Origin of the sequence: Stappia stellulata DSM 5886 (genome assembly GCF_000423705.1) — a bacterium.
Lineage (GTDB): Bacteria > Pseudomonadota > Alphaproteobacteria > Rhizobiales > Stappiaceae > Stappia > Stappia stellulata.
In genome coordinates this window covers 812,769-825,961 of record NZ_KE384082.1, presented here as the reverse complement: position 1 = coordinate 825,961, position 13,193 = coordinate 812,769, and the positions used below count along the sequence as shown (strand labels likewise).

Annotated in this window: 12 protein-coding genes; 9 read left to right on the top strand and 3 right to left on the bottom strand. The window is 64.9% G+C overall.

Going from position 1 to position 13,193, the window contains the following annotated elements; all coding sequences use genetic code 11:
* The first annotated feature begins 35 nt into the window (after nucleotides 1–35).
* From G572_RS0116150 to G572_RS0116120, 7 genes are all read left to right on the top strand, one after another.
* Nucleotides 36–380, top strand: coding sequence for an ArsR/SmtB family transcription factor (locus G572_RS0116150; protein WP_029059364.1), 345 nt, complete (start codon nucleotides 36–38; stop codon nucleotides 378–380).
* A complete protein-coding gene (arsB, locus tag G572_RS0116145; protein WP_029059363.1) occupies nucleotides 377–1,396 on the top strand; it encodes an ACR3 family arsenite efflux transporter in 1,020 nt (339 codons plus the stop codon). Before G572_RS0116150 ends, arsB begins: the two co-directional genes overlap by 4 nt.
* Nucleotides 1,397–1,448: 52 nt before the next feature.
* Nucleotides 1,449–2,654, top strand: a complete 1,206-nt coding sequence (locus G572_RS24315) for an MFS transporter (protein WP_037546983.1) — start codon at nucleotides 1,449–1,451, stop codon at nucleotides 2,652–2,654.
* A gap of 150 nt (nucleotides 2,655–2,804) precedes the next feature.
* Nucleotides 2,805–4,049 (top strand): NAD(P)/FAD-dependent oxidoreductase, encoded by a 1,245-nt coding sequence (locus G572_RS0116135; RefSeq protein ID WP_029059362.1) that lies wholly within the window; start codon nucleotides 2,805–2,807, stop codon nucleotides 4,047–4,049.
* Between the two features lie 12 nt (nucleotides 4,050–4,061).
* Nucleotides 4,062–5,093 (top strand): 4-hydroxyproline epimerase, encoded by a 1,032-nt coding sequence (locus G572_RS0116130; protein ID WP_029059361.1) that lies wholly within the window; start codon nucleotides 4,062–4,064, stop codon nucleotides 5,091–5,093.
* Between the two features lie 74 nt (nucleotides 5,094–5,167).
* Entirely contained in the window at nucleotides 5,168–6,280 is a 1,113-nt protein-coding gene (locus G572_RS0116125) for an ATP-dependent DNA helicase (protein WP_029059360.1), read from the top strand.
* Between the two features lie 62 nt (nucleotides 6,281–6,342).
* Nucleotides 6,343–8,784: a Tex family protein gene (locus G572_RS0116120; protein WP_029059359.1), complete on the top strand. Its 2,442-nt coding sequence runs from the start codon at nucleotides 6,343–6,345 to the stop codon at nucleotides 8,782–8,784.
* A 14-nt stretch (nucleotides 8,785–8,798) separates the two neighbouring features.
* Here the strand turns inward: G572_RS0116120 and G572_RS0116115 are convergent, their stop codons facing one another.
* The 3 genes from G572_RS0116115 to bfr form a co-directional block, all read right to left on the bottom strand.
* Nucleotides 8,799–9,665 (bottom strand): 2-keto-4-pentenoate hydratase, encoded by an 867-nt coding sequence (locus tag G572_RS0116115; protein ID WP_029059358.1) that lies wholly within the window; start codon nucleotides 9,663–9,665, stop codon nucleotides 8,799–8,801.
* 122 nt (nucleotides 9,666–9,787) lie between these two features.
* Nucleotides 9,788–10,948 (bottom strand): lipase family protein, encoded by a 1,161-nt coding sequence (locus tag G572_RS0116110; protein WP_029059357.1) that lies wholly within the window; start codon nucleotides 10,946–10,948, stop codon nucleotides 9,788–9,790.
* A 248-nt stretch (nucleotides 10,949–11,196) separates the two neighbouring features.
* Nucleotides 11,197–11,682, bottom strand: coding sequence for a bacterioferritin (gene bfr, locus G572_RS0116105; protein WP_029059356.1), 486 nt, complete (start codon nucleotides 11,680–11,682; stop codon nucleotides 11,197–11,199).
* Nucleotides 11,683–11,923: 241 nt separating this feature from the next.
* On the opposite strand from bfr, the gene G572_RS0116100 reads away from it, so the two are divergent.
* Nucleotides 11,924–12,322, top strand: coding sequence for a DUF2177 family protein (locus tag G572_RS0116100; RefSeq protein WP_029059355.1), 399 nt, complete (start codon nucleotides 11,924–11,926; stop codon nucleotides 12,320–12,322).
* 107 nt (nucleotides 12,323–12,429) lie between these two features.
* Nucleotides 12,430–13,188 carry an SDR family oxidoreductase gene (locus G572_RS0116095; protein WP_029059354.1) on the top strand — a complete coding sequence of 253 codons (759 nt, stop codon included), beginning with the start codon at nucleotides 12,430–12,432 and terminating at the stop codon, nucleotides 13,186–13,188.
* Nucleotides 13,189–13,193 lie beyond the last annotated feature (5 nt).

Genomic DNA, 13,193 nt, shown 5'->3' with positions numbered 1-13,193 from the left:
TTGACGCGCTCGTTTAATTCGATATTTCTCGAATTATGGATAAAAAAGCCGCCATCGCCGCGCTCTCCGCGCTCGGTCAGGAAACCCGCCTCGATGTCTTCCGGCATCTCGTCACGGCGGGCCCAGAAGGGGTCGGGGCCGGCGACCTGGCGCAGGTTCTGGGCGTGCGGGCGAACACGCTGTCGACCCACCTTGCGGCGCTCGCGCGCGCGGGCCTGATCGAGGCCGAGCGCGAGGGGCGGGCCATCCGCTACAGCGCGCACTACGACGGCATCCGCGCGCTTTTCGATTTCCTCCTGCATGACTGTTGCAAAGGGCGCCCCGAACTTTGCGGCCCCCATGTCCAGACGCCATCCGACATCACGAAAGTTGAATCATGAGCATCTTCGAGCGCTATCTCTCCCTCTGGGTCGGTCTGGGCATCGTCTCCGGCGTCATTCTGGGCAATCTGGTTCCGGGCGTTTTCGAGCTCCTGGCCAGTTTCGAGTACGCCTCGGTCAACCTGCTGGTCGCCGTGCTCATCTGGGCGATGGTCTATCCGATGATGGTGGCGGTGGACTTCACCAGTCTCAAGGACGTAGGCAAACGTCCAAAGGGGCTGGTGATCACGATTGTCGTGAACTGGCTGATCAAGCCCTTCACCATGGCAGCGCTCGGCATCCTGTTCTTCAAGCACGTTTTTTCCGGGTTCATTCCGCAAGAGGATGTCGGCCAGTATATCGCCGGGCTGATCCTGCTGGGAGCTGCACCCTGCACGGCCATGGTCTTCGTCTGGTCGCAGCTCACCAAGGGCGATGCCAATTACACGCTGGTGCAGGTCTCGCTCAACGACGTGATCATGGTGTTTGCCTTCGCCCCGATCGTTGCGCTTCTTCTGGGTGTTACCGACATCGCCGTGCCGTGGGACACGCTGTTGCTGTCCGTCGGTCTCTATGTGGTGATCCCGTTGGTTGCGGGGGCCGTCACCCGTTCGGTTCTGACCGCGCAGGGCGGGGAGCCGGCGGTGTCGAAATTCACCGCCTGGGTGAAGCCCGCCTCGATCCTCGGTCTGCTGCTCACGGTCGTCCTGCTGTTCGGCTTCCAGGGTCCGGTCATTCTGGATCGCCCGGCGCTGATCGCGCTTCTTGCCGTCCCGATCCTGATCCAGTCCTACGGGATCTTCGCGCTCGGCTATGGCTGGGCCTATCTCTGGAAGCTTCCGCACAGGGTCGCCGCACCGTGTGCGCTGATCGGCACCTCGAATTTCTTCGAGCTGGCGGTCGCGGTCGCCATCGGGCTGTTCGGGCTGAACTCGGGTGCCGCCCTTGTCACCGTCGTCGGCGTGCTCGTGGAGGTGCCGGTGATGCTGAGCCTGGTTGCCTTTGCCAACAGAACCCGCGCGCGGTTTCCGGGATGAGGGGCTCCGGCAGAGGCCGGACCGGCCCCGGACCACTCGCGAGGCGGGTCGAATGAGCCCGGCCGTTCGCGCAGTCACGCTGCTCGGCGTCACCCAGATCGTCGGCTATGCGACATTGGTGTATGCCGTCGTTCTGGCCGTGCCGATGATTTCCGATACCTTCGGCTGGTCGCGGGCCTTCGGGCTTGGCGGGTTTTCACTGGCACTGATCGTCGCGGGGCTCGCGTCTCCGCGTGTCGGGGGCCTTATCGAGCGCTACGGCGGTCGCTGGGTGATGACGTGCGGGTCTTCGATTTCCGCGCTTGGCCTTGCCGCGATGGCTGGCGTGAACGGCCCCGTGTCCTATCTTCTGGTGTGGGCGGTGCTTGGCGTCGCGATGGCGATGACGCTCTACGACCCGGCATTCGCGACACTGGGGTCGCTTTTTGCGGAAAACGCCCGCCGGCTGATCACCTCACTGACGTTGATTGCCGGCTTTGCCTCCACGCTCGGCTGGCCGGCAACCCTCTGGCTGCTCGAGAGCTTCGGCTGGCGCGAGACCTATCTGGTGTTCGCCGCGCTCACGGCGCTTGTCGCCCTGCCGGCACATGTTCTGTTGCCCGCCCGGTCAGTTCCCGACACGGGAAGCGACACCATGCCCGCGCCGGTGTCGCCGACGGTTTCCGACAAGACGAGCGCCGACGATGTGCTGCGCAAGCGGGTCTTTTTCTTTCTGGCGATTGCCTTCAGTTGCAACGCCTTCCAGTTCGTCGGCCTGTCGGCGCATCTTCTTGCGCTCCTGGGCGATCTCGGCATGCCGGCTGTTGCGGCCGTCACCGTTGGCACACTGATCGGGCCGTCCCAGGTCGGAGCGCGGATTCTCGAGCTCTTGTGGGCCCGCAACCTCTCGCCGCTTGCCGTCGCGTTGGCTGCGGTCCTCATTCTCCTGTTCGCCTTCGTTCTGCTGACGCTGGCCGGGGTCGATGCGACCACCGCGGCCATCTTCGCTGTTCTTTACGGGGGATCGAACGGGCTGTTCACCATCATGCGCGGAACCTTGCCGATGTATCTCTTCGGCGCTGACGGGTATGCCCGCCGGCTCGGCCGGATCGCCAGGCCGGTGTTGATCGTCGGCGCGTTGGCGCCGTTCGCGCTCGGGATGGCGTTTGATCTTGCGGGGGCCTGGGCCGCACTGTCGCTGGCGTTCGTCGCCAGTTGCCTGTCGTGCGCCGCCCTCGGTGCCATTGCGATGCTTCGTCTGCGGGGGGGCGCGGCTTGACACGCCGGGCACGGAGTGAAATCTTCGCGAATATTCCTGATATATCACCAGCGGACACCAAGCTTCCCGATCCGCAGGCCAGGATATGCGGATGTCTCATGCGGTTGCGCCCGTCGTCATGCCGGGTCCTTCGGAGTTTGATTTCAGGACATGACAGAGCTCCCTTCCGTTCACATCGTCGGTGCCGGGATTGTCGGCCTTGCCATTGCCGCCACCCTGCAGACCCGGGGGCATCAGGTAACGCTGATCGAGCGAAACGAGCCCGGGTCGGGCGCGTCGCTCGGCAATGCGTCCGGTATTGCATGGACCGATGTTGCACCGCTTGCCTCTCCCGGCGTGTGGCGCAAGGCGCCGGGCTGGCTGCTCGATCCGCTCGGTCCCCTGTCCGTTCGCCCGTCCTATGCCCCCTCCATCCTGCCCTGGATGCTGCGGTTTTTGTCCGCCTCGCGTCCATCCGCCTTCAAGCGGTCGGTTTCGGCGATCGCCGCGCTGAACGCGGATGCCCTGCCGGCGTGGGAGCGCCTGTGGAGGGACACCGGAACCGGGGGACGGTTGCGCGCGGAAGGCTGTCTCGATGTCTTCGACAAGCCGGCGGAGATTGCGCGTGCGCGTGCCGGCTGGCAGCTGCAGCGCGATCACGGCATCGAGGTCAAGGAACTCGACGCCCGCGCCATCCGCGAGATGGAACCCGACCTCGGGCCAGGGGTCGCGGGCGGAGCGTTCCTTCCCGGCTGGGCACATCTCGACGATCCCCACGCCATGTGTCTGGATCTTGAGCGTGTGGTTCGGGAGCGTGGTGGCCAAATCCTGCGTGGCGATGTCGTCAGCGTGATCGGCACGGATGGCGAGGCGCGACTGCAAATGCGCGACGGGCCAGTGATTCAGGCCGACAAGGTTGTGATCGCCTGTGGCGCATGGTCCCGGCCGCTGGCGGCTTCGCTTGGCGAGGACGTGCCGCTTGATACCGAGCGCGGCTACAACATCACCGTGCCTGAACCGGGTGTCTCCTTCCGCCGTTTCATCATGCTGGCGGGCTACGGTTTCGTGATGTCGCCGATCGCACGCGGGTTGCGTATTGGCGGCATGGTGGAGTTCGCCGGACTGAAGGCGCCGCCCAACTGGGCCCGCGTCGATGCGCTGGTGTCGAGGGCGAGGCGGATCGCGCCGTCGCTGTCGGTCGAGGGTGGCGAGCGGTGGATGGGCTTTCGTCCCTCGCTTCCCGACAGCCTGCCGGTGATTTCACGAAGCCGGCGTGCGCCGCAGGTCTATTACGCTTTCGGCCATGCGCATCACGGCTTGACGCAAGCCGCCACGACCGGCGAATTGGTGGCGGGAATGATTTCCGGAAACAGGCGGGAGATCGATCTCGTTCCCTATGCGGTCGACCGGTTTTGAGGAGAGGCGTCGATGGCGCGGCACACGTTCTTTTGCATTGATGGACACACTTGCGGGAATCCGGTGCGCCTTGTCGCCGGCGGCGGGCCGGTGCTCGACGGTGACACGATGCTGGCGCGGCGTGCCGATTTTCTCGCACGCTACGACTGGATCCGCACCGGGCTGATGTTCGAGCCGCGCGGGCACGACATGATGTCCGGCACCATCCTCTATCCGCCGACGCGCGACGATTGCGACATCGGCGTTCTCTACATCGAGACTTCCGGCTGCCTGCCGATGTGCGGTCACGGCACCATCGGGACGGTGACGATGGGCATCGAGGAGGGGTTGATCCGCCCGGCGACGCCCGGCACGGCCCGGCTCGACACGCCGGCCGGTCTGGTCACCGCCGACTACACGATGGAGGGCGAACACGTCGCCTCCGTCCGGCTGACCAACGTGCCGGCGTTTCTGGCGGCGCGCGATCTGGAGATCGACTGCCCGGAGCTTGGCCGCATCACCTTCGACGTCGCCTATGGCGGAAACTTTTATGCGATCGTCGAGCCGCAGGAAAATTTCGCCGGTGTCGGATCCATCGATGTGGACCGGCTGGTGTCGATCAGCCCTCTATTGCGTGCGCGTCTCAACGAGACCTTCGAGATGGTGCATCCGCTCGATCCGCGCATTCGCGGCATCACCCATATCCAGTGGACGGGGCCGGCGACGCAGCCGGGCGCCGATGCCCGCAACGCCGTCTTCTATGGCGACAGGGCCATTGATCGCAGCCCCTGCGGAACCGGCACATCCGCGCGGATCGCGCAATTGCATGCGCGCGGACGGCTCAAGACGGGCGACACATTCGTGCATGAAAGCGTGATCGGCTCGCTCTTCACCGGCGGCGTGAAGGAGGAAACGCGGGTGGGAGATGTGCCGGCCATCGTGCCGACCATCGAGGGCTGGGCGATCCGCACCGGCACCTCCCAGATCGCGCTCGACGACCGCGATCCCTATATGGCCGGCTTCTCCGTCACCGGAACCGGCGTGAAGGTCTATCCCGGCCCTTGAAAACCCCGGAAGCGCGGGTGCCATTCGGCGTGCAAACCGGGTAGACAGAGGCGGTTGGCAACGGGAATCGCTTCATGGATTGGTCACCGCAACAAGAAGCCGCGCTCGCAGAAACCGCGCGCTGGCTGAAATCGCGCGACAAGCAGGTGTTCAGGCTGTTCGGCTTTGCCGGAACGGGCAAGACGACGCTCGCCCGGCATCTGGCGGCCGGCATCGACGGGGACGTGGCCTTTGGCGCCTTCACCGGCAAGGCGGCGCATGTGCTGCGCCAGAAGGGCTGCGACGGGGCGACCACCATCCATGCGATGATCTACCGCCCGCGCGGTCACAAGGAAGAGACCGATGACGAGGAGGGGGGGCCGAGCTTCTCGATCAACCGCGACAGCGTCGCCGCCAAGGCGAAACTGATCGTCATCGACGAATGCTCGATGGTCGACGAGGATCTTGGCCGCGATCTCCTGTCCTTCGGCACGCCGGTGCTGGTGCTGGGCGATCCGGCACAGCTTCCCCCGGTCAAGGGCGGCGGCTTCTTCACCGAAGCCGAACCGGACATCATGCTGACGGAGGTGCACCGTCAGGCGCGCGACAATCCGATCGTGCATATGTCGATGCTGATCCGCGAGGGCGGTACGCTGGACCCAGGCGAATACGGCGACAGCCGCATCATCTCACGCCGGGAAATCGATGCCGAGGCGATCCTTGCCGCCGACCAGGTGCTGGTGGGGACCAACCGGACGCGCCGCCTCTACAACGGGCGCATCCGCGAGCTTAAGGGCTTCACCACCCAGATGCCGGCGGTCGGCGACAAGCTCGTCTGCCTTCGAAACGACAAGGCCAAGGGCCTGCTCAACGGCGGGCTCTGGACCGTGGCACGGCTTCGGCCCTCGCGCGGCAACACACTCCGCTTCGATGTGAAGCCCGAGGACGAGGCAGGCGGCAAGGCGAAGATCTCCGTCAAGGTGTTGCCGGGGCTGTTCGAGGATGGGGCGGAGCAGCTTCCCTATGCCATTCGCCGGCGCTCCGACGAATTCGACTACGGCTATGCGCTCACCGTTCACAAGGCGCAGGGTTCGCAATGGGACGACATCGTGCTGTTCGATGAAAGCTACGCCTTTCGCGAGTACCGCGACCGCTGGCTCTATACCGCCGTGACGCGCGCGGCCCATCGCATCACCGTGGTGCGCTGAGCAGCGCGGTTTCGTTCCTTCCTGTGCCGTCGAACCGACACGTTTTCAGGACAGAAAATCCCATGATCGATACCCCCGTATCCGCCCCAGCCTCCGCCGGACCGAACGCCGCTCCCGCGGGCGCGAAAGACCTTCTTGCCCGGATCAGCACCCGCATCGCGACAGAGCTCGGCTGTCGGCCCGAGCAGGTCGTTGCCACGGTGGAGTTGCTTGATGGCGGGGCGACCGTTCCCTTTGTCGCGCGTTACCGCAAGGAAGCGACCGGCGGCCTGGACGACACGCAGCTGCGCACGCTGGAAGAGCGGCTCGTCTATCTGCGCGAGCTGGAGGACCGGCGCGCGGCCATCGTTGCCTCCATCGACGAACAGGGCAAGCTCGACACGGATCTCGCGGGCCGGATTGCGGCAGCGGAAACCAAGGCGCAGCTCGAGGATCTCTATCTGCCCTACAAGAAGAAGCGGCGCACCAAGGCTCAGATCGCGCGCGAAGCCGGGCTGGAGCCGCTGGCCGATCTGTTGCTCGGCGAGCCGGCACGCGATCCGCAGGCGGAGGCCGGCCGTTTCATCGATGCCGACAAGGGCGTCGTGGATGAAAAGGCCGCGCTCGACGGCGCACGCCAGATCCTGATGGAGCGTTTCGCGGAGGACGCGGCGCTGGTCGGCCGGCTGCGCCAGCACCTGATGCGCGGCGGTGTCGTGCAGTCGCGCGTGGTCGAGGGCCAGGAAGAGGCGGGCGCCAAGTTCTCCGACTATTTCGATTATCGCGAGAAATGGGCGGATATTCCGAGCCATCGCGCATTGGCGCTGCTGCGCGGGCGCAACGAGGGCGTGCTTGCGCTCGACCTCACCGTGGACGCCGAGGATCCCGCGCCGGTCAAGCCGGTGGAACGCATGGTGATGGCGGCGGCCGGCATTGCCGACGAGGGCCGTCCGGCGGATCGCTGGCTTGCGGAGACCGCGCGCTGGGCCTGGCGGGTGAAGCTTGCGCTGCATCTGGAACTCGACCTGATGACGCAATTGCGCGAGCGCTCCGAGGACGAGGCGATCAATGTCTTCGCCCGCAACCTCAAGGACTTGCTGCTCGCAGCACCTGCGGGACACTCGACCGTTCTCGGTCTCGATCCCGGCATTCGCACCGGGGTCAAGGTCGCCGTGGTCGATGTGACCGGCAAGCTGGTGGAGACCGCGACGGTCTATCCGTTTCAGCCGCGCAATGATGTCGCCGGCACGCGCAACACGCTGCTCGCGCTGATCGCCAAACACAAGATCGCCCTCGTCGCGATCGGCAACGGCACCGCGAGCCGGGAGACCGACCGGCTGGTCGGCGACCTCCTCGGCGACATTCCGGTTGCTGCGCGTCCCGTCAAGGTGATCGTCAACGAGGCAGGCGCCTCGATCTATTCGGCAAGCGCGCTGGCTGCGCGCGAGATGCCCGACGTGGATGTTTCGCTGCGCGGCGCGGCCTCGATTGCCCGCCGCCTGCAGGACCCGCTGGCCGAGCTTGTGAAGATCGAGCCGAAGTCGATCGGCGTCGGCCAGTATCAGCACGATGTGAACCAGACCAAGCTCGCCCGCGCGCTCGATGCGGTTGTCGAGGATGCGGTGAATGCCGTCGGCGTCGATCTCAACACCGCATCGGCGCCGCTGCTGACCCGGGTATCCGGTCTTTCCGCCGGCCTTGCCGATGCGGTCGTGGCGCATCGCGATTCGAATGGCGCGTTTCGCTCGCGCAAGGATCTGCTTGCCGTCGCCCGTCTCGGGCCGAAGGCGTTCGAGCAATGTGCCGGCTTCCTGCGCATTCCGGGCGGGGACAATCCGCTTGACGCGTCCTCTGTCCACCCGGAGGCCTATCCGGTCGCCGAACGGATCGTGAAGGCCTGCGGGCGTCCGCTATCCGAGGTGATGGGCAATGCGCAGCGGCTCAAGGCGCTCGACCCGGAGGATTTCGTCGACGACAGCTTCGGCTTGCCCACCGTGCGCGACATTCTGGCAGAGCTGGAAAAGCCCGGCCGCGATCCGCGCCCGGAGTTTCGCACCGCGAAGCTTCAGGACGGGGTGGAGACCATGGCCGATCTCAAACCCGGAATGGCGCTCGAGGGCACCGTTACAAATGTTACCAACTTCGGTGCCTTCGTCGATATCGGCGTGCATCAGGACGGGCTGGTGCATGTGTCGCAGATCGCCGACCGCTTCGTGCGGGACCCGGCCGAGGTGGTGAAAGCCGGCGAGATCGTGCGGGTGCGCGTGCTTGAGGTCGACATGCCGCGCAAGCGCATCGCCCTGACCATGCGCAAGGACGCAGGCGCCGACGCCGGCCAGCCGGGCGCGCGTGGTTCTGTTCCCGGCGACCGCGCTCCGCGCGGGAGCGGCCCGAAGGGCGGGGCGCCGAACAAGCCCCGGCCAAAGGGCGGAGGCGGCTCGCAGGGACGAGGATCGGACGGCGGCTCGGGGGATGGCGCCATGGCGGCTGCCCTTGCCGCCGCCTTCAACAAGAAGAAGCGCTGAAACCAGATCCGGGCTTACTTGAAGGTTGCGGTGACGCTTGGCGTGCCGGGCAGCCCCTCATAGGTGAGACGCACGCTCTGGCCCGGTTTCATCGGGTTGAGCGGGCCGATCGAACCGACCGAGACGAGATCGCCGGGTTTAAGCGCCTTGCCTTGTGCCTTGAGAACGCCGGCGATCCAGATCACCGCGTTCAGCGGATGGCCGAGCACGGCCTTGCCCGGTGCGGCCGAGATTGTCTCGCCGGTCGCCTCGTCGGTGAGGCGCGCGGTGAAGTCGGCCAGCATCGCCACGCCTGCCTCGTCCGCGGGCATCTCGATCAGGTCGCCCATCACCCCGCGCCAGGCGCCGACGTTGATTGCGGTGATCATCGGCCCGTTGAGCTGGATGTCGAGCGGTGCGACCAGCGCCGGAAGCTCCAGAAACGGTCGCACGCCGCGAATGGCGGCAAGAACCTCGGTGGGTGTCGTCGCATCGTTCACGGCGGCGTCGCCGATCTCGACGATCAGATCCGCCTCGAACAGTGACCTTACGGCATCGCCGGCGCGAAGGCTTGCACCGGATTCGAGGAGCATGTCGCGCAAGAGCGTGCCGAACACCGGTTCCTCGACGCCGAAAGCTTTCTGAGCCGGAGGCGAGGTGAGACCCGCCTTGTAGCCGACCACCGGTCCGAGGTCCTTCGACAGACGGTCGACGATCATCGCCTGCGCGCAGAACGCGTCTTCCAGCGAACCGTCGACCGCAATCGGCGGCGCAGCGGGACGGGCGGCTGCGCGGTCGGCGACAAAGGCATCAATTGTCGTGCCGGCCGGGCACGCAGCCTGCGCCGCCGGTATGTGAAGAAGAACGGCGCCAATCGCCAGGGCAAGACCAGTCTTTCGCATGCACGTATCCCCCCCGGTCGGGCACGACCGGTGCCCTTCTCCGCCGGAGAGTGCCGCGAGGGGAGGGCCATGACAAGCGGGTTGTGTGCCGTTGTGTCCTGCACGTCCCGGCGATGCGCGGATCAGGAAGACCCGTATTGCGCCTGCATGTATGTCCAGTAGTTGCCGAGATGGTGTTGCCAGAAGAAATCCGAAGGGTCATCCGGGTTGTCGCCCGGAACAGCAAAGAGCGGAACCAGCGCCCCGGCCGTGGTGAAATTCAGCGACAGCTGGATATGCGACAGGATGCTGTCGATCGCGCCGGCAAGCGCGGATCCGTCGAGAACGGCCGGTCGGGAGGCGCCGAGAAGCGCGGCGTCGAAGACGAGCGGTTCGCTCTCGAGTTCGCGCTTCAGCGTGTCCGCAACGCGCTGGCCATGCGCGATGACCTGTCGTCTGGCGTCTTCGACGGACGGTTCGACGGTTGCGCAAAGTGCCGCAACCCGGGGGGCCACGGTTCCATTGCGCGCGCCCTTGTAGTCGCGCAGCGGATTGGGGGTGTTGATGTCACCGGGGATTTGCAGGGTGAAGGGCACCTGGGGGACCCAGCCTTGCGTGCTGACAATGCTCCATCCCATGCCCGCCACACCGGCGATGGCCATGTAATCGTAGCCATAGTGGTCGTTTCCGGGCTTGGCCGGTGCGAAGACATAGGTCTTGTAGGAGGGCTTGGCGATGCTCGAGAACACACCCGATGCATGGCGCACGAAGGACGTCAGAAGCGTTGCGATCGATGCGCCCTGGCTGTGTCCGGTGATGAGGATCTCCGTGTCGGGGGCAACGGCGAGCGTGAAGAGCGTCGTAAGAAGCGGCCGGTCCGTTGTCAGAAGCATCAGGAACAGGCTGAGGCTGAAGCCCATGTGAGTGCCGGCCACCACCGCGCTGCCGGCCTCGTCGCGGGCCAGATGAAAGGGAAACTCGAGTTTGAACCCGCCGGTCTCGATGCCGAGGTCGAGCCGCGCGTCGACGAGAGGAAGCAGGAGATCGGCGAGAATGCTGGCCTTGCTGTCGACCGTGCCGCGCACGACGATGGCGTATTGGTTTGGCCTGGCATCGTTGCGCCAGACCTCCCAAAGGTTGTCAAGAAGGGTCGGGCCGCTCGGCGAGAGGGCGTTGATCTTTGACCAGCCAAGCGACTGTGGGCTCGGGGTGGGCACCGGAATGGCGGGGGCGTCGTAGATTGCCTGGGACAGCGCAATGGTCGCTGTCGCCTCTGCAAAGTCGAACCCGGGCTGCAGCGGCATGGACCCGTTCCTTTCGTCGTTCCGCCGATCTGGCGGCACGCCGGATCCTGACCGGCTTGATGGAACTCTCCCTCAAGCATAGCGCAAAAAGCGCGTTTTGGTTGCTGTTTTTTGATTTGCGATTTATGCGCGAAAGTGAGCCAAGGCGAATGCGGCTGCGCGAAAGCGACAGAAGGTCTCGGTTTTCGGAAGGTGGCAGGGAGCGTATGCCCTGCCGCGCATCTTGCCGGCGCGGCAGGGCGTGGTTGTCAGTCTTCTGCGTCGGCCGAGGTGGCATTGAGAAGCGAATAGCGCTCCGTGCCGAGCTTCTCGAGGAGATCGAGCTGGGTCTCGAGGAAGTCGATATGACCTTCCTCGTCCTTCAGCAGTTCCTCAAACAGCTTCATCGTGACGTAGTCGCCCTCGTCATGGCAGATGTCGCGGGACTTGGAATAGGAGGCGCGTGCATCGTGCTCGCCGGCGAGATCGGATTCCAGAACCTCCTTGATGTCCTGGCCAATGCGCAGCGCGCCGACCTTCTGGAGGTTCGGGTGACCTTCCAGAAAAATGATCCGCTCGATGATTTTGTCGGCGTGATGCATTTCCTCGATGGATTCCTCGCGCTCCTTCTTGGCGAGTTTTCCAAGGCCCCAGTCGTCGAGCATGCGGTAGTGAAGCCAGTACTGGTTGACGGCTCCGAGTTCGAGCAAGAGCGCCTCGTTCAGTCGCTCAATGACCTTTTCACTGCCCTTCATAAAAATCTCCTGCGCTTAACGGATCGTCGGCCTCGTCGTCTAGTCCGCGATCATCTTGTACAAATTAGAATCATTCCAAACTCATGTGAAGAGGGGCCGGCCAACGTTTGTTCGGCTTTCCTCCGCAAATGCGGCGGCTGAGACGATTGGCCACTCGTGCCTCCCTGTTCCCGCCGCGCGGGTGAACCGATTGCTTTCCCGTTGCGTTTAACCCTGTATGACACTGACGAAGGTTTGAAGAATGTCCTATGCGATTGCCTATCTTGCGACTGCTGTCGTTTTCTTTGCCATCGATTACGTCTGGTTGACCCGTATTGCGGGTTCCTTCTACCGCGAGCGTGTCGGTGCATTGATGGCTGACGAGGTGAATTTCGCGGTCGCCGGTGCCTTCTACGCCGTCTATGTCGTCGGCGTGGTGATCTTTGCGGTCAGTCCGGCGCTCAAATCCGGCAATTGGCAGGATGCACTGATTTACGGGCTGTTGTTCGGCTTTTTCGCCTATGCCACATATGAATTCACCAATCTGGCGACGCTGCGCGACTGGCCGGTGGTCGTGACCCTCGTCGATGTGACCTGGGGAAGTTTCGTGACCGGCGTCTCGGCCTGGGCCGGTTACATGGTGGCCCGCAATTTCGTTTGATACCGGAGGGTGACGGCGGGTTTTCCGGCGACGGGCACGGGCTTGCCATCCTGCGCATCTCTCGCGCATTGTGACCCCCTCGAGGCAGGAACAACCGGGGGAACACGATGGCGGGGCAGGGCGATGTGGCGCTGGTAACAGGGGCAACGGCGGGCGTCGGGCGCTCTTGCGCGATTGCCTTTCTCAAGGCCGGCTACCGGACGGTTCTTGCCGGCCGTCGTTCCGAGCTTCTGGAGACGGTCGCGGCGGAGGCGGGTGTCGCCGCCGACCAGACGTTGTGTGTGCCTTGCGATGTCAGCGATCCCGATGCGGTCGACGCGCTCTTTCAGGCGATCAAGGATCGGTTCGGCCGGCTTGACGTCGTCTTCAACAATGCCGGAACCTCGGTGCTCGGCACGCCGATCGGCGATCTGTCCTTCGCGGACTGGCGCAAGGTGATGTCGGTCAACGTCGATGGCGCGTTCCTGATCGCCCGCGCGGCCTTCATCCAGATGCGCGCGCAGGATCCGCAGGGCGGACGCATCATCAACAACGGCTCGATCTCCGCCCATGTTCCACGGCCGGGCTCGGTCGCCTATACCGCGTCAAAACACGCGATCACCGGGCTGACCCGCTCGATCTCACTCGACGGGCGGGCCTGCAACATCGCCTGCGGACAGGTCGACATCGGCAACGCCGCCTCCGACATGACGGCGAAAATGCCGGAAGGCGTGCCGCAACCGGACGGCTCGGTGCGCGCCGAACCGGTCATGGATGCAGCCCATGTGGCAAGCTCGGTGCTGCATATGGCGAGCCTGCCGCTCGATGCCAACGTGCAGTTCATGACGGTGATGGCGACGAACATGCCTTACATCGGACGCGGCTGAGGCGG